This window comes from Thalassovita mediterranea (assembly GCA_019448215.1).
Lineage (GTDB): Bacteria > Pseudomonadota > Alphaproteobacteria > Caulobacterales > Hyphomonadaceae > Henriciella.
The window spans coordinates 83,790-98,981 of the sequence record CP080408.1 but is presented as its reverse complement, the minus strand read 5'-3'; the positions used below and the strand labels follow the sequence as shown (position 1 = coordinate 98,981).

Annotated in this window: 16 protein-coding genes; 8 read left to right on the top strand and 8 right to left on the bottom strand. The window is 60.8% G+C overall.

From position 1 onward, the window contains the following. The first annotated feature begins 34 nt into the window (after positions 1-34). Positions 35-814 (top strand): EAL domain-containing protein, encoded by a 780-nt coding sequence (locus tag KUV46_00520; protein QYJ00897.1) that lies wholly within the window; start codon positions 35-37, stop codon positions 812-814. Positions 815-1,069: 255 nt separating this feature from the next. Here KUV46_00520 and KUV46_00515 read toward each other — a convergent pair whose 3' ends face one another. Genes KUV46_00515 through KUV46_00505 form a run of 3 tightly spaced genes read right to left on the bottom strand, consistent with a single transcriptional unit; the run spans position 1,070 to position 3,981 of the window. Further along, positions 1,070-2,488, bottom strand: a complete 1,419-nt coding sequence (locus KUV46_00515) for an NAD(P)(+) transhydrogenase (Re/Si-specific) subunit beta (GenBank protein QYJ00896.1) — start codon at positions 2,486-2,488, stop codon at positions 1,070-1,072. Beyond that, positions 2,489-2,857, bottom strand: a complete 369-nt coding sequence (locus KUV46_00510; GenBank protein ID QYJ00895.1) for a proton-translocating transhydrogenase family protein — start codon at positions 2,855-2,857, stop codon at positions 2,489-2,491. It lies immediately after the preceding gene. Continuing rightward, positions 2,854-3,981, bottom strand: coding sequence for a Re/Si-specific NAD(P)(+) transhydrogenase subunit alpha (locus KUV46_00505; protein ID QYJ00894.1), 1,128 nt, complete (start codon positions 3,979-3,981; stop codon positions 2,854-2,856). Before KUV46_00505 ends, KUV46_00510 begins: the two co-directional genes overlap by 4 nt. Before the next feature lie 57 nt (positions 3,982-4,038). Between KUV46_00505 and KUV46_00500 the strand changes: the two genes are divergently transcribed. Next, the gene (locus tag KUV46_00500) at positions 4,039-4,806 is read left to right on the top strand and encodes a glucose 1-dehydrogenase (protein QYJ00893.1); all 768 of its coding nucleotides are present in this window, start codon (positions 4,039-4,041) and stop codon (positions 4,804-4,806) included. Between the two features lie 137 nt (positions 4,807-4,943). On the opposite strand, the gene KUV46_00495 is transcribed toward KUV46_00500, so the two are convergent. Further along, positions 4,944-5,990 (bottom strand): mechanosensitive ion channel family protein, encoded by a 1,047-nt coding sequence (locus KUV46_00495; GenBank protein ID QYJ00892.1) that lies wholly within the window; start codon positions 5,988-5,990, stop codon positions 4,944-4,946. 194 nt (positions 5,991-6,184) lie between these two features. Between KUV46_00495 and KUV46_00490 the strand changes: the two genes are divergently transcribed. From KUV46_00490 to KUV46_00475, 4 genes are all read left to right on the top strand, one after another. Beyond that, positions 6,185-6,448 (top strand): hypothetical protein, encoded by a 264-nt coding sequence (locus KUV46_00490; protein QYJ00891.1) that lies wholly within the window; start codon positions 6,185-6,187, stop codon positions 6,446-6,448. Between the two features lie 32 nt (positions 6,449-6,480). Further along, positions 6,481-7,389: a UTP--glucose-1-phosphate uridylyltransferase GalU gene (gene galU, locus KUV46_00485; GenBank protein ID QYJ00890.1), complete on the top strand. Its 909-nt coding sequence runs from the start codon at positions 6,481-6,483 to the stop codon at positions 7,387-7,389. A gap of 80 nt (positions 7,390-7,469) precedes the next feature. Continuing rightward, the gene (locus tag KUV46_00480; protein ID QYJ00889.1) at positions 7,470-8,474 is read left to right on the top strand and encodes a GDP-mannose 4,6-dehydratase; all 1,005 of its coding nucleotides are present in this window, start codon (positions 7,470-7,472) and stop codon (positions 8,472-8,474) included. Positions 8,475-8,477: 3 nt separating this feature from the next. Next, positions 8,478-9,464, top strand: coding sequence for a threonine/serine dehydratase (locus KUV46_00475; GenBank protein ID QYJ00888.1), 987 nt, complete (start codon positions 8,478-8,480; stop codon positions 9,462-9,464). A gap of 81 nt (positions 9,465-9,545) precedes the next feature. Here the strand turns inward: KUV46_00475 and smpB are convergent, their stop codons facing one another. Then, the gene (gene smpB / locus KUV46_00470; protein QYJ00887.1) at positions 9,546-10,025 is read right to left on the bottom strand and encodes an SsrA-binding protein SmpB; all 480 of its coding nucleotides are present in this window, start codon (positions 10,023-10,025) and stop codon (positions 9,546-9,548) included. A 6-nt stretch (positions 10,026-10,031) separates the two neighbouring features. Further along, positions 10,032-10,907 (bottom strand): 4-hydroxy-tetrahydrodipicolinate synthase, encoded by an 876-nt coding sequence (gene dapA, locus KUV46_00465; GenBank protein ID QYJ00886.1) that lies wholly within the window; start codon positions 10,905-10,907, stop codon positions 10,032-10,034. Between the two features lie 218 nt (positions 10,908-11,125). Here dapA and KUV46_00460 point away from each other — a divergent pair, with 218 nt between their 5' ends. Next, entirely contained in the window at positions 11,126-13,036 is a 1,911-nt protein-coding gene (locus tag KUV46_00460) for a transglycosylase SLT domain-containing protein (GenBank protein QYJ00885.1), read from the top strand. A 337-nt stretch (positions 13,037-13,373) separates the two neighbouring features. On the opposite strand, the gene KUV46_00455 is transcribed toward KUV46_00460, so the two are convergent. Beyond that, complete coding sequence (locus KUV46_00455) at positions 13,374-13,937, bottom strand: RcnB family protein (protein QYJ00884.1); 564 nt, start codon at positions 13,935-13,937, stop codon at positions 13,374-13,376. Between the two features lie 123 nt (positions 13,938-14,060). Here KUV46_00455 and arfB point away from each other — a divergent pair, with 123 nt between their 5' ends. Then, positions 14,061-14,489: an aminoacyl-tRNA hydrolase gene (gene arfB / locus KUV46_00450; protein QYJ00883.1), complete on the top strand. Its 429-nt coding sequence runs from the start codon at positions 14,061-14,063 to the stop codon at positions 14,487-14,489. A 79-nt stretch (positions 14,490-14,568) separates the two neighbouring features. Here the strand turns inward: arfB and KUV46_00445 are convergent, their stop codons facing one another. Then, positions 14,569-15,192, bottom strand: a complete 624-nt coding sequence (locus KUV46_00445; protein ID QYJ00882.1) for a superoxide dismutase family protein — start codon at positions 15,190-15,192, stop codon at positions 14,569-14,571.

Here is a 15,192-nt window from a genome sequence, read left to right as displayed (position 1 = left end):
AGTGCACCTTGAGGGTGAAAATGAAGGTGCCAGAATGACCCCAGACTGTAATCGCTGCCGCAACAGCGCCCCTCTGCCTATCGACATTACAATGGCGTTCCAGCCGATCATGAACGTCAACACAGGCAAGCCCCACACATATGAAGCGCTTGTGCGAGGCAGCGAAGGGGAAGGCGCAGGAGCAGTGCTGTCTCAGGTCACCGATGAGACGCGCTATTCCTTTGACCAGCTGTGCCGCACGACCGCGATCCGGACGGCGTCCGGGCTTGGCCTGAAAGAGGCCGAGGCGGCGCCCCGCCTGTCGATCAACTTTCTTCCGAACGCCGTCTATGAACCGCGCGCCTGTATCCGCCAGACGCTGGGCGTTGCGATGGAAACAGGCTTTCCGCTCGAGCGGATCATGTTCGAGTTCACCGAGAATGAGCGGATGGACACAGATCACCTCCTTCATATTCTCAGGACCTATCGCTCCATGGGCTTCGTGACCGCTATTGACGATTTCGGCGCAGGCTATGCCGGAATGAATCTGCTGGCGGCCTTCCAGCCGGACTACATCAAGCTCGATATGGAGCTTATCCGCGGCATTGATGCGAGCGACCCGAAGAAGATCATCGTGGACGGGATATTGAAGATCGCGCGAAAGCTGGACGTCACACCAATCTGCGAGGGGATCGAGACGGAGGGTGAGTGCGAGACGCTGAGTGAGATGGGCGTCGAGCTGATGCAGGGCTATTATTTCGCGCGGCCAGAGATAGGCATGCTGCCAGTGGGCGGCAAGGCGGAGGATGGCTGGCGGATGGCTGTTGCGGGGTAGGCGGCTCAAGGCCCGGCCAGTGCTGTCGGGCTGGCATTCCGTCGCTTTAATACGTCTTCCCACGGCTTGACCGTGGGATCCATCTCCCGCGATTGCGCCCGATGATGCAGCAGGAGATGGGCACCATGGTCAAGCCATGGTGATGCGCAGATTGAGAGGGCATCAAAAAAAGCCCGGCCAGTGCGGCCGGGCTTTCTTGTGGTCGGTCTGTCTTCAGCCCCTGCCGGGGCCTTTTCTGCGGCTTCGCCGCACCGGCTACAAAGCCTTGACGATATTCTCGACCATCTTCTTGGCGTCGGACAGCAGCATCATGGTGTTGTCCTTGAAGAAGAGCTCGTTCTGGATACCGGCATAGCCGGAGCCCATGGAGCGTTTGATGAAGAGCACCGTACCTGCATCCTCAACATTGAGGACCGGCATGCCGTAGATCGGCGAAGTCTGGTCGGTCTTTGCGGCCGGGTTGGTCACGTCGTTTGCACCGATCACGAAGGCGACGTCGGAGGTGTTGAACTCGGAATTGATGTCTTCCAGTTCGAACACTTCGTCGTACGGCACCTGCGCTTCAGCGAGCAGCACGTTCATGTGGCCCGGCATACGGCCAGCGACAGGGTGAATGGCGTATTTCACTTCGACGCCTTCTTCCTTGAGCAGCTCTGCCATTTCCTTCAGCGCGTGCTGTGCCTGGGCGACCGCCATGCCATAGCCCGGCACGATGATGACCTTGGACGCGTTCTTCATGATGAAGGCCGCATCGTCGGCAGAGCCCTGCTTGAACGGGCGATCGACCTGTGCACCGGCAGACGCACCGCCATCATCGTCAGCGCCGAAGCCGCCAAGGATGACCGAGATGAAGCTGCGGTTCATGCCCTTACACATGATGTAGGACAGGATCGCACCTGACGAGCCAACCAGCGCGCCGGTAATGATTAGCGCGAAGTTGCCGAGCGTGAAGCCAAGCGCCGCTGCGGCCCAACCGGAATAGGAGTTGAGCATCGAAACAACGACCGGCATGTCTGCGCCGCCAATCGGGATGATTAGCGTGATGCCGAGGACGAAGGCGAGCACAGTCAGCGTCCAGAAGGCCCAGGTCGCGCCGCCGCTGGACATGATCAGCACGACGACGAGCGCCACGATGGCGACGGCGAGGGCGATGTTCAGCAGGTGACGGGCTGGCAGCAGGATGGGCGAGCCAGACATGTTGCCGTTGAGCTTGGCGAAGGCGATCACCGAGCCGGTAAAAGTCAGCGCGCCAATGGCCGAGCCGACTGCCAGTTCGATCAGCGAGACAGTGGCAATATTGCCGACTGTGCCGATGCCGAATTCAGCTGGCGCATAGAGCGCGGCTGCGGCGACGAGCACGGCGGCCATACCAACCAGCGAGTGGAAGGCAGCGACCAGCTGCGGCATGGCCGTCATCGGGATACGGCGGGCAATGATAGCGCCGATTACAGCGCCTATGGCGGCGCCTGCGATCAGGATGCCCCAGGTGACAGCATCAAGCTGTGGCCAGAGAAGGGCGATCGTCGTGGCGACGGCGATACCCATGCCGATAATGCCGTTCCGGTTGCCTTTGCGCGCCGTGGCCGGGCTGGAAAGCCCGCGCAGCGCGAGGATGAAGAGCATGCCCGCGACAAGGTATAGAAGCGGGGCCCAGGTGTTGGTGAACTGTTCCATTTATTCCCCTTTCTTCTTGTACATGGCGAGCATCCGCTGAGTGACCATGAAGCCACCGAAGATGTTCACGCTGGCAAGCGCGACAGCGACGCCGCCGAGGATCTTGGCGGTCCAGCCACCATTGATCAGGCCAGACGATGCTGCTGCCACGATGGCGCCGACCACGATCACCGAAGAGATCGCATTGGTCACAGCCATGAGCGGGGTATGGAGGGCCGGGGTCACCGACCAGACGACATAGTAACCGACAAAGCAGGCGAGCGCGAAGATCGCGGCCAGGAAGACGGTCGGGTTGAGGTTGGTGATTTCGGCGGCATGGGCTGGCAGGGCCAGCGCAAAGGCCGAGAGAGCTACTGGGATGGCTTTCATGATTTCAGCCTTTCATTCACGGTTTCGCCGCCCTTGGTGAGGATCATCGCGGTGACAATCTCGTCATCGGTCTCGAGATTGAGCGATCCATCTTCGGCCGTAATCAGCGGCAGGAAGGCGACGAGGTTCTTGGCGTAGAGCGAGGACGTATCGGCCGGAAGGCGTGCGGGCAGGTTTGAGAAACCGGCCACTTTCACGCCGTTCACATCGACGACTTCGTCAGGCTTGGACAGCTTGCAGTTACCGCCTGTGGCGACTGCCATGTCGACAATGACAGCGCCGGGCTTCATTGCCTTCACCATCTCTTCGGTCACCAGTTCCGGGGCCGGACGGCCCGGGATAAGGGCAGTGGTGATGACGATATCCTGCTTGGCGATGTGGGTCGCCGTCAGTTCAGCCTGCTGCTTCTTGTAGTCGTCAGACATTTCCTTGGCGTAGCCGCCAGCGGTCTCGGCTTCCTTGAACTCGTCATTCTCGACCGCGATGAATTTCGCGCCGAGCGAGGCGACCTGTTCCTTGGCAGCCGGGCGGACGTCCGTGGCCGTGACCACGCCGCCGAGGCGGCGGGCCGTCGCGATGGCCTGTAGGCCTGCAACGCCTGCGCCCATGACAAAGACCTTGGCCGGGGCAACCGTACCTGCGGCGGTCATCATCATTGGTAGGGCGCGGCCATAGAGGGTCGCGCCTTCGATCATGGCGCGATAGCCGGCGAGGTTCGACTGGGACGAAAGCGCGTCCATCGACTGGGCGCGTGTGATTCGCGGGGTGAACTCCATGGCGAGCGTGTTGAGCTTCTTGCCATTGAAGGCGGTGAGAAGATCGCCCATGCCGAACGGGTTCATCAGCGCGATGACTGTCAGCCCTTCAGGATAGGTGCCCGCTTCCTCTGCGCTCGGCGCGCGGACCTTGAGGAGCACATCGGCCCCCTGCAGCGCTTCGCCAGCGGAGCTTGCGATGGTGGCACCTTCATCTGAAAAAGCCTTGTCCGGAAAGCCTGCAGCCACACCGGCACCAGATTCAATGGTGACGGTGTGATCGAGGCCGACAAGCTTCTTCACCGATTCCGGGGTTGCCGCGACGCGCGTCTCTCCCGGACTTGTTTCTTTCAGAATTGTCAGCTTCATGGCGCGAGTGATCGGAAAAATTTTGCGTGAAAGCAATAGTTAGTCGAAAGGCGAGGCATGGAATTGTTCAAACTCAACGGAAAAACGGCGCTTGTTACCGGCTCATCCGGTGGCCTTGGTGAAAGTTTCGCGCGTGCCCTGTCAAAGGCCGGAGCCCGGGTTGTGCTCGCTGCGCGGCGCCTTGAGAAACTTGAGGCGCTGGCCGATGAAATCAAATCGCAGGGCGGCGAAGCTCTTGCGGTGGCAATGGACGTGACCGACCCGGCGAGCGTCGAATCGGCCTTTGCAAAGATCCAGGAAGAGCTTGGCGCGCCGTGCGATATCATTGTGAACAATTCGGGCATCTCGCGCGACAACTGGTACACGAAGATCACTGAGGAAGAGTGGCGCTCGGTCATGGAAACCAATGTCGATGGCGTCTGGCGCGTGGCGAAAGCGGCATCCAATGCGCTGATCGATGCTGGCAAGCCCGGCTCCATCATCAACATCGCGTCGATTACGGCCCTGCGCCCGCAATACTTCATCTCAGCCTATGCGGCGTCGAAGGCGGCCGTCGACCATATGACCCGCGTCATGGCGCTTGAAGGGGCCCGATATGGCATCCGCGTGAACGCAATCGCACCTGGCTACTACAAGACCAATATCAACGACGAATTCCTCGACAGCGAAGCGGGCGACAAGATGCGCAAGCGGATCCCGATGAAGCGCTTTGGTGAGCATGGTGAACTGGCTGGCGCGCTGTTGCTGCTCGCGTCCGATGCGGGCAGCTATATGACCGGCGCGACCATCGTGGTCGATGGCGGGCATACGGTGAATACGCTTTAGGCTTGAGCCCCTTATCCGTTGCGCACGCGCCTCGGCCGTATTCACAGCGAAAGCTGAGATCTATGGCGGTTGAGAGCTGACCACCCAGCCGCCATGGGCCCCACCTTTCGGTGGGGAGGCGGCTGGTGAGAGCTTGCTCAAGCCTTCGGGAGGGGGTGATCCTCCGGGATGTTCTCGCTGCCGTCGAGCGACTGGTCACCAAGCTCGATGTCGGATGGCTTTGGTGGCGGGGTGAACCCCATCGGTTCGTCGGCGGCGACTTCAGCGCGGGCGCGGATCCGCGGGAAGGCTTCGGGGTGTTCGGCCTGTAGCCAGTTGATCATCTGCTCGCGGATATAGCAGCGAAGGTCCCAGGCGCGGGGGCTGGTGCTGGCGGTGGCCAGCGCGCGGACCTGAATGGTCATCGTGTCGGTTTCGGAAACCTGGAGGTTGCAGACCTCGCCGTCCCAGAGATCGGTGGACTCGAGGATTTCCTGAAGCTTGTCGCGCATCTTTGCGACCGGGGCACGGTAGTCGAGCCACCAGTAGACAGAGCCGATGATCGTGCCGGTCTTGCGGGTCCAGTTCTGGAAGGGCTTCTCGATGAAATGGGTAAGAGGCACGATCAGGCGGCGTCGGTCCCAGATGCGGATCACGACGTAGAAAAGGTCGATCTCCTCGATCCAGCCCCACTCATTTTCGACGACGACGGCGTCCTCGATGCGGATGGGTTGGGTGAAGGCGATCTGGATACCGGCGATTAGGTTGGCGAGGACCGGGCGCGCGGCAAGACCGACAGCGATACCAACGATACCGGCTGAGGCGAGGAGCGACACGCCGAGCTGGCGCGCCCAGGGCACGACGACAAGCGCGCAGGCGAGTGTTGCGATGGCGCCAAGAACAACGATGACGCGTCGCATAACGTCGAGGCGGGTGGCAGATTTGCGGGCGAGGAAATTGTCGGCGGCGTCGATGTCGAGCCGCGACATGCGGCGCTTGATGGCGAGATCGGCGAGAGAGGTTGTCGCCCAGCCGATGGCGGCAATCGTCAGAAAGCGGGCGGTGATCAACGTCGTGCCGACATAATCGGTATCGGGCCAGAGATATTCGGCGCCGGCGACGAGGCCAGCAGCGCAAAGGAGAATGAGCAAGGGCGTGCGTAGCCGCGCGATCCATTCCCAACGGCTAAGCTTTTGGGTCGTCATCAGTTGCCTCGCTTTGCGCAGTTGACGTTGTGAGACTAACGCGAAGGGCAGGGGCGTGTTTCGAACCTGCGGAAGTTCGGCGGCAATTCGCAGAAACTGCCTGCCATCCGTGCAAAGCGGTCAATTTGGGAGCGGAGTTTAGGGCTTCGTTAGGGGCGTCGTGAGACATCCAAGGCCCATTGAAAGGTGGCGAGATGACCGCAGAGCGCAAGACATTTCCAGACCCGCAGAGCGAGGCGAGTGAGCAGGAATCTGCCACGGGATCGCGCCCGGAAGCGGCATGCTCTGAGCGTCATGACGGCTCGCACTCACCGGCACGCCAGCTTCAGGATGACCTGCAGAATCGGTTTGCGCCCGAGGGGCGTTCTTCGACGCTTCGCCAGATCGCCCAAGCGCTGGTCACGGCCTCTGGTCTGACCATGGTCATGGGCTTTTTTCTCTTTAACGCGATTTCCTAGCGCTTTCTCTGGCAATCGGCTGAGCGGGCAATATGATTGCTAGAGAAGTCGAATGCGAAAGAGTACGAATGAAAGTCAGAAAAGCCGTGCTGCCTGTTGCAGGCCATGGAACCCGCGTCCTGCCAGCTTCGAAATCCATCCCGAAGGAACTGCTGACGGTGGTCGACCAGCCTGTGCTGCAATACGTCGTCGATGAGGCCCGGGCGGCCGGGATCGAGCATTTCGTTTTCGTCACCGGGCGCGGCAAGCATGCCATCGAAGACTATTTCGATGAGGCCTTTGAGCTTGAGCAGACCCTCGCGTCAAAATCTTCCAAAGCCGATATCCTGAAAGACCTTCAGCGCACCAAGCTGCCCCCCGGCGCGGCGAGTTTTACCCGTCAGCAATCGCCTCTGGGGCTTGGACATGCAGTGTGGTGTGCCAAGGACATCATTGGCGATGAACCATTCGCAGTCTTGTTACCCGATGTGATCCTGCGTGCAGAGCCTTCCGCGCTGGCGCAAATGGTCAGCGCTTATGATGAAGTTGGCGGGAATGTCATTGCCGTAAACCCGGTGCCCGAAGAGCAGGTCTCGTCCTATGGCGTCATCACACCGAAGTCGCGAGACGGGCGCCTGATCGAGATGAGCGGCATGGTCGAAAAGCCAGCGCGCGAGGACGCGCCCTCAAACCTGAAAATCACTGGCCGGTATATCCTTCAGCCTGAGATCTTTGGTCTTCTGGAGGATCAGGGCAAAGGGGCTGGCGGCGAGATCCAACTGACCGATGCGATGGTGCGCCTGATGGAGACGCAAGCCTTCCACGCTTATGAGTTTGATGGCGAGGAGTTCGATTGCGGCTCCAAGACCGGCTATTTCGAGGCTTGCGTTGCCCATGCCCTGGAGCATCCTGAGACGGCAGAAGATGCGAGGGCCATCCTGCAGAAGTATTCGGGCGGGTGAGCCATCGGCGCTGTCGAGCGCAGCCTGTGCCTTTCCCTCATTTGCGCGACTGGCTATAGCGGTTCGCGCGAGGTGAGCGGATGAGATTTCTTGTAACTGGCGTCGCCGGTTTTATCGGATCACGAATTGCCGGAGCGCTGCTAAGCGACGGCCATGAGGTTATCGGCCTCGACAATCTCAACGCCTACTATGATCCGGCGCTCAAACAGGCGCGCCTGCATGAGCTGAAGACGTACGAGAATTTCTCGTTCCGCAAGCTCGATATCGCCGACCATGAGAGGCTGCTTGGGCTGCCCGAGCGCGATACGATTGACCGGGTCATCCATCTCGCGGCGCAGGCAGGCGTTCGCTATTCGCTGGAGAACCCCTTCGCCTACGCCCAGTCCAACCTGACCGGGCACCTCGCGATGCTGGAATTCTGCCGCCGGGCGGCAAAAGTGCCGATGCTGGTCTATGCCTCATCAAGCTCTGTCTATGGCGATGATGCGGTGGCACCGTTCCGAGAAGACGCCAATGTCGACAGGCCGGTCTCTCTTTATGCGGCCACAAAGCGGGCCGATGAGCTGATGAGCCAGGCCTATGCAAAGCTTTATGACATTCCCCAGATCGGGGTGCGCTTCTTTACCGTGTATGGCCCATGGGGGCGCCCTGACATGGCGTATTGGTCGTTCACCGACCGTATCCTGCGCGGTGAGACGATCCGCGTCTTCAATGGCGGTAAGATGAAGCGTGACTTCACCTATATCGCAGACGCCGTGGCCGGTCTGAAGGCGATTGCCACGCGGCGTGCCGTCTTTGTCGAGGGGCAGCGCGCGCACAAGCTGTACAATATCGGGCACAACCAGCCGGTCGAACTGCTGAAGTTCATTGCGACGATCGAAGAGGTCACAGGCAAGAAGGCTCGCATGGCGCTGGAGCCGATGCAGCCGGGCGATGTTACCGAAACCTGCGCCGATATTTCCCGTATGAAGGCCGACTATGGCTATGAACCCAAAGTCAGCCTGAAAGAAGGGCTTCAGCAGTTCGCTGACTGGTTCACGACGCAGCGCGTTGCGGCCGGACCAGCGATCAGGCAGGGGCTCTAGACCATGTCATCGGGCGCGCTTCCGACCAGTGAGGATGTGCTCGACGCGGCCCGGCGTCTTCATGGGCATGTGCTGCGTACGCCCGTCCTGCGCAATGATGCGCTGGATGAGATGGCGGGCGCAAAGCTCTGGTTTAAATGCGAAAATCTGCAAATCACAGGCAGCTTCAAGATCCGGGGCGCGACCAACAGATTGCTGCAGCTGAGTCCGGAAGAACGGGAGAAAGGCGTTGTCGCTTTCTCCTCAGGCAATCATGCGCAAGGCGTCGCAAGGGCGGCAAAGAACTTTCGGATGCCAGCGCTGATCGTAATGCCGTCAGATGCGCCGGCCATCAAAGTCGCGGGCGTGCGCCGCGACGGCGCCGAAATCCGCCTGTATGACCGCGACAGCGAAAGCCGCGAGGAAATTGCGGCTGAAGAGACCAAAAAGCGCGGCGCGACACTCGTGCCGAGTTTCGATGATCCGTTCATCATTGCGGGGCAGGGCAGCGCCGGAGTGGAGTTCGGTCAGCAGATGCGCGACGCGAACACGCCGCTCGATCATATCATCTGTTGTGCAGGCGGCGGCGGGCTTATTACCGGGCTGGCGCTCGGCTATCGGCACTTTGACCCTGATGTCGCGATCTGGACAGCAGAGCCTGAAGCGCATGATGACTGGCGGCGTTCGCTGGCGGCAGACCAGATTGAGGTAAATGCGCCGGGCACGCGCTCGATCTGCGATGCGATCCTGACACCGTCGCCGGGGGACCTGACCTGGGCGCTGGGGCGTGACTTGCTGGCAGGTGGGTGTGCTGTCGGCGACGATCAGATTGAGGAAGCAATGCGGCTGGCTTTCCGGCACCTGAAGCTGGTCGTCGAGCCGGGCGGCGCAGCGGCGCTCGCTTGCGCCCTGTTCGACCTGCCGGAAGCGGCGAAGGGCAAATCAGTCGGGGTTGTGCTGTCAGGCGGCAATGTTGATCCGGCGCAGTGTGCGCGGATCTTGGCGGGCTAGCCGACAGGCGGCGTTCAAGTTCATTCCAGCCGCCATGGGCCCCAACTTTCGTTGGGGAGGCGGTGAACCGGTTGGGACAACCTAGTTTTCTTTCAGGATGCGGGACTTCTCGCGCTGCCAGTCGCGTTTCTTGGCCGTTTCGCGCTTGTCGGGCGCCTTCTTGCCGGTTGCCAAGCCGATGAGCAGTTTCGCCATGCCGCGGTCGTTGAAGTAGAGCTTTAGCGGGACGATTGTGCGGCCTGCGCGCTCTACTTTTTGTGACAGCTCTGCGATCTCGCGCTTTGAGGCGAGGAGTTTGCGGCGGCGTTTGGGGTCGTGATTGAACTGGTTTGCGCCTTCATAGGGCGGGAAGTCTGCATTCACGAGCCAGAGTTCGCCTTCCTCAACGGCTGCATAGGATTCTGCAATATTGGCGCGGCCATTCCGGAGCGACTTCACTTCGCTGCCCTGAAGCTGCAGGCCAGCCTCCAGCGTGTCCTCGACCTGATAGTCGAAGCGGGCGCGGCGGTTTTCCGCGACGAGGCCGTCCGAGCGGCCCTTGATCTGGCTCTTCTTTGACATGGGGGGCTATATAAGGCCTGCGATCTCCATTGCAGCCTCAATCCTGCAACGGGCTGCATCATCTGGCGCGACGAGCGGCAGGCGAACCTCGTCGCTGCAGAGGCCAAGGCGCGAGAGTGCAAACTTGGCAGGGCCGGGAGAAGGCGCACAGAAGAGTGCTTTGTGAAGAGCTATGAAGCGGGTTTCGATCTCGCGCGCGGTTTCGAGATCAGCCTCGTCCATGGCTTTGTGCATTTTTGCCATTTCGGCTGGGGCTACGTTCGACGTGACCGAGATACAGCCGGTGCCGCCCATGGCGCGGTAGCCAAGCGTGACCGGGTCTTCGCCGCAGATCTGGACGAACTGCTCGCCTTTGAGGCCAGCCGAGTGAAGGCTGATGCGCGCAAGATCACCCGTGGCATCCTTGATACCGACAATGTTCGGGTGCTTGCCGAGGCGGATGACTGTGTCGGGCTGGAGGTCCGAGACCGTGCGGCCCGGTACGTTGTAGAGGATAATCGGCAGGGCGACGGCATCCGCGATGGCGCGGAAATGGGCTTCAAGGCCGGCCTGGTCCGGGCGGTTATAATACGGGCAGACGCAGAGGGCGGCGTCGGCGCCAGCTTCCTTGGCGTGCTGGACGAGGCCGATGGCTTCGCGGGTCGAGTTGGAGCCCGCGCCAGCGATGACAGGAATGCGCCCGGCAGTCACCTCGATACAAAGGCTGACCACTTCCCGGTGTTCGGCATGGCTCAGCGTGGCGGACTCGCCTGTGGTGCCACAGGGCACCAGAGCGCCAGCTCCATTTTCGATCTGGCGTTCGACAAGATCAGCAAACGCTTTGCGATCGACCTCCCCATTTTGGAACGGAGTGACGAGTGCGGGGATTGAACCATGGAACATCGTGATTTTGCCGCGAAGTTTATGTTACACATATGCTGAGTTGGACGATAAAGTGTCTGACATCTCAACAGCCAAAAGAAAACAGGCAGGGCCTAATGGGCGTTACCACATACCGAGCGATTACAGCAGCAATAATGCTGGCAACTGCATCACCGATTGCAGTGGCGATTCCCTCATCTTCTCCGAGTGTTAAGCCAGACCTGGTGCCCGCGTCGAGTGTGGTAACGACAACGGAGGCTCGTCTGTTCCGAGATGCGGTTGCCGCGATGGACCGGGGCGACTGGTCGACGGTGCGCAGCTTGGAAGCGCGATCGGGCGATGCCGTCGTTCGCGACCTCATCACCTGGTTTCGCGGACGCAGCGACCAGAACATGTCATTTGACGAAATGAGCGTGCTGCTGCGTCAGCGCGCCGACTGGCCGTTCATGACGACGCTGCAGGTGCGCGCAGAGGGAATCATCAACGATTCAGCGCTGGACGACCTTCAAAAGATCGCCTGGTTTGAACAGATGGGTGGCCCTGCATCCGGGGAGGGGCGGATCGCACTGGCGGAGGCGTACCGCCGCGGAGGACAGATGGACAAGGCGATCGAACTTGTCCGCGAAGCTTGGCATGGCAACACGCTGGACAGCGCGATTTCGCAGCGTGTGCTGAGCCAGTATGGCGACCAGCTGACCCAGGACGACCATCGCAAGCGCGCCGATTTCCTGCTCTGGAGTAACCAGCGTACAGCCGCGTCGCAGCTGAAATCCCGCGTTGGCAGTGACTGGGCTGCGCTGATCGAGGCACGGGTGCGGCTTCAGGCGAGAGCGGCTGGCGTGGATGCGGCGGTAGACGCGGTTCCGGCGTCGCTGCAGAGCCATCCGGGGCTGATGTTCGACCGAGCGAACTGGCGCAAACGTGCCGGCCAGCGTGATGAAAACTGGGTGCCGCTACTTGCAGAGATTGATGGCACGCAAGTGCCCGCAGCCGGACAGGATGCTCTCTGGAACCTACGCCACTGGCCGATCCGTGAGGCGCTGCAGGAGCGGAACTTCCAGCTCGCCTACAATCTCGGCTCGCGTCACGGCATGACGACAGGGTCGAATTTCGCTGAAGCCGCTTGGGTTTCTGGCTGGACAGCGCTTCGCCACCTGAACCAGCCTTCCATGGCCATGCCGCACTTCAAGGCGCTGGAGGCGGGAACGTCTACGCCGATCAGCCAGGCAAGGGCACACTATTGGCAGGGGCGCACTTATGAGGCGCTTGGCAATCAGGCAGAGGCGGCCGCGAGCTATCAGAAGGCGGCGCAGTACCCGTACGTCTATTACGGCCAGCTCGCCGCTGAGAAAGCGGGGCTGCAGCGCATCTATCTGAAGACCGAAGCCGATGTGACGGAAGCTGAGCGCAATGCGTTCATGAGCCGGCCGCAGGTGAAGGCGGCGATCCTGCTGGCCGAGAATGGCCAGGAAATGGATTTCCGCCGGTTTGCCTACAATATCGACGATACGCTGGAGACAGAGGCTGATTATGTGCTGCTGTCAGAGGTCGCAAATGACTACCTCTATCCCGAGGTAGGGGTGCGCGGCGCCAAGGCAGGTCTCGCCAAGAATGTGATCGCGCCGCAGGCGGTCTTCCCGATCCCGGACTTTCCGCTCCAGCGCGAGCCGAATGTCGAACGGGCGATGATCTATGCTCTGGCGCGTCAGGAAAGCGAGATGAACCCGTCTGCGGTGTCGCACGCCAATGCGCGCGGCCTGATGCAGTTCCTGCCGGCAACCGCGCGCGAGGAAGCTCGCCGCCTCGGCCTGCCATTCCGGACATCCTGGCTGACGGATGATCCTGGCTACAACATGACGCTAGGCGGCTCGCATCTCGATACGCTGCTCGGACAATTCAATGGCAGCTATATCATGACGGCTGCGGCCTATAATGCCGGGGCATCACGCCCGCGCCGCTGGATGCAGGAATATGGCGACCCGCGCCGGGGTGAGATCGACCCGATCGACTGGGTGGAGTTCATCCCCTTCGCTGAGACACGCAATTATGTGCAGCGCGTGCTGGAGAATACGCAGGTGTATCGCCAGCGCATTGCCGGCGAGGCGGTCGATATCCGGCTGACGGAAGACCTCAATAGAGGCAGGTACTAGCGAGCGACCGTCAAACGAAAAGGCCACCCCGAGGGGTGGCCTCCGTGAGCCGGATTGGCCCATGAATCCTGGCAGGGCGAAACCTGCCCCAGGTCAGTGCTAGCAATCAGAGAGAGGTTGCTCTCCAAGGCCACCAGCACGGACGGACCCATTTGCCGTTCCTGGTTTCTCACTCGACATTGGATCACCTCCTTTCAGCTGTTGATACAGAACACCGACCGCAGGGCGCGCCCGGTCCTGCAAATAGAACATGATTTGCGGCGATTTAAAGGGCGGGCATCAAAAAAGCCGGCTGCGAGGTGCAGCCGGCTTTCCGTTTAGTCGCTTTGTGCCTGATCTATTGGCTAAGAATGCCGATCGCGAGACCGACGATGGCGCCGGTTGCGACGGAGGTCAGGACTGCATCATTGCTGCCGCGGTGGTAGACCCACTGATGGCCGCGCGGCGGATTGTAGAGACCATAGCGGTCATAATCGCGGATGATGATCGAGTTGGAGCCGTAATGGTAGCGGCTGCCGATCGTGTAGCGTGGGTGGTGGAAGCCGCGGTTGTAATGATACACGACGCGCGGGCGAGGGCGGTAGTAGGTCGGCGCACTGTAATAGTTGCGCGTCACGACGCGGCCCCGGTTGTAGTAGCGGTTGTGGTCCCGATAATAGTCGCGTCCACGGCGATAGTCGCGGCGCTGGTCCCGGCGATGATGATAGTCGCCCCGGCGGTCACCGCGATGGTAACCCCGATTGCCGCGGTCACGGTGACCGTGATAGCGGTCGCCGCGATCACCACGATCATAATGGCCGCGGTCATATTGCCCACGGTCAGCAGCGGCGACGGGCGTGAACGCCGCGAGCGCGAGAGCTCCTGCGGCACCGATACGGAGAAATAGTTTTCTGAACGCCATGAGGAGCCTCCTTTTACAAGTTCGCTCACCGGACCCTTGTCCGGAAATGTTTCTGGTCTGAATACAAGCGTTAACTAATTATGAGGTTCCAAGCTTGAACCTTAGCTGAACAAGTCCTTCATCATGGCCCGCCAACAAGATCTCGAAATCAACGATGAGCTGACCGTTCCCCATTGGGAGCTTGTAGAGACGTTCACGCGCTCGTCGGGGCCGGGTGGGCAGAATGTGAACAAGGTATCGAGCGCGGTGCAGCTGAGGTGGAATGTCAACGCATCCTCGGTGCCTGCGCGCATCAAGACGCGCTTCCGGCAGATCTGGAAGAACAGGATCACAAAAGAGGGCGATGTGATCGTGGATGCGAGTGAACACCGCTCGCAGGCGCTAAACCGCGATGCGGCGCGTGACCGCCTGACCTCAATGATCCGGAAGGCCGCAAAGAAGCGCAAACGCCGCATTCCGACCCGGCCGACGCGCGGCTCGGTGGAGCGCCGGATCAAGGCCAAGAAGGAAACTGGCGAGAAGAAAGCCCTACGCGGTAAGGTCGACCCCTAGCGGGCTTGTCATTCAGGCCAAAAGAAAACGCCGCCCCGTAAGCGAGGCGGCGTTCTCATTTGTGGCTGAGGGCAGACGCTTACTGAACGACTGCGCAGGCAACGCGCCCACCGGCGCCGCCGATCGGCTGGCTCATATGGTCGTCGCGGCCTTCATGAATGATGATCGCGCCGCCATCTTCGTCCATCACGTCAGATAGAGCGACGAGATCAGTGAAGGTCTCGAAATTCACCGAGCCATCCTCGAACGCGTAAAGGTTTGGCAGGTCGCCAGGTTCTGGACCGGCTGGATTGAGGAGGCCGTGGCCACCTTCGATCTTGCCGACATGGCCACCGGAGGCAGTGTATTCACCAGTATCGCTGCAGTCGCCGGTCTGGTGGATATGAATGGCGTGCCAACCCGGGGTCAGGCCGCCCTCATCAATCGACACTTCCATGACGATGCCGTTTGGCCCTTCGATCATGTTCACGCTGCCGATCGTATCGCCTTCATTGCCCATGAGGTCGCCGGTTGCGCGCATCATGGAAGGAAGCGACTCGTTGCCATTCATGTCGGCCTCGGATGGCGGCATGTCAGCCTGCATTTCCGCCATGTCTTCATCAGGCGTCGCCGTGTCCTGCTGGGCATCAGAGGTCTGCTGTGTGCAGGCAAACACGATCGCGATGGATGCGGCTGCTGCGGAGAGGGGAAGGAAGCGGCTCAT

Bases quoted from the DNA above. Each gene is read 5' to 3' on its own strand.
- KUV46_00520 (QYJ00897.1), top strand. From the start codon at position 35: ATGACCCCAGACTGTAATCGCTGCCGCAACAGCGCCCCTCTGCCTATC.
- KUV46_00515 (QYJ00896.1), bottom strand. From the start codon at position 2,488: ATGGAACAGTTCACCAACACCTGGGCCCCGCTTCTATACCTTGTCGCG.
- KUV46_00510 (QYJ00895.1), bottom strand. From the start codon at position 2,857: ATGAAAGCCATCCCAGTAGCTCTCTCGGCCTTTGCGCTGGCCCTGCCA.
- KUV46_00505 (QYJ00894.1), bottom strand. From the start codon at position 3,981: ATGAAGCTGACAATTCTGAAAGAAACAAGTCCGGGAGAGACGCGCGTC.
- KUV46_00500 (QYJ00893.1), top strand. From the start codon at position 4,039: ATGGAATTGTTCAAACTCAACGGAAAAACGGCGCTTGTTACCGGCTCA.
- KUV46_00495 (QYJ00892.1), bottom strand. From the start codon at position 5,990: ATGACGACCCAAAAGCTTAGCCGTTGGGAATGGATCGCGCGGCTACGC.
- KUV46_00490 (QYJ00891.1), top strand. From the start codon at position 6,185: ATGACCGCAGAGCGCAAGACATTTCCAGACCCGCAGAGCGAGGCGAGT.
- galU (QYJ00890.1), top strand. From the start codon at position 6,481: ATGATTGCTAGAGAAGTCGAATGCGAAAGAGTACGAATGAAAGTCAGA.
- KUV46_00480 (QYJ00889.1), top strand. From the start codon at position 7,470: ATGAGATTTCTTGTAACTGGCGTCGCCGGTTTTATCGGATCACGAATT.
- KUV46_00475 (QYJ00888.1), top strand. From the start codon at position 8,478: ATGTCATCGGGCGCGCTTCCGACCAGTGAGGATGTGCTCGACGCGGCC.
- smpB (QYJ00887.1), bottom strand. From the start codon at position 10,025: ATGTCAAAGAAGAGCCAGATCAAGGGCCGCTCGGACGGCCTCGTCGCG.
- dapA (QYJ00886.1), bottom strand. From the start codon at position 10,907: ATGTTCCATGGTTCAATCCCCGCACTCGTCACTCCGTTCCAAAATGGG.
- KUV46_00455 (QYJ00884.1), bottom strand. From the start codon at position 13,937: ATGGCGTTCAGAAAACTATTTCTCCGTATCGGTGCCGCAGGAGCTCTC.
- arfB (QYJ00883.1), top strand. From the start codon at position 14,061: ATGGCCCGCCAACAAGATCTCGAAATCAACGATGAGCTGACCGTTCCC.
- KUV46_00445 (QYJ00882.1), bottom strand. From the start codon at position 15,192: ATGAGCCGCTTCCTTCCCCTCTCCGCAGCAGCCGCATCCATCGCGATC.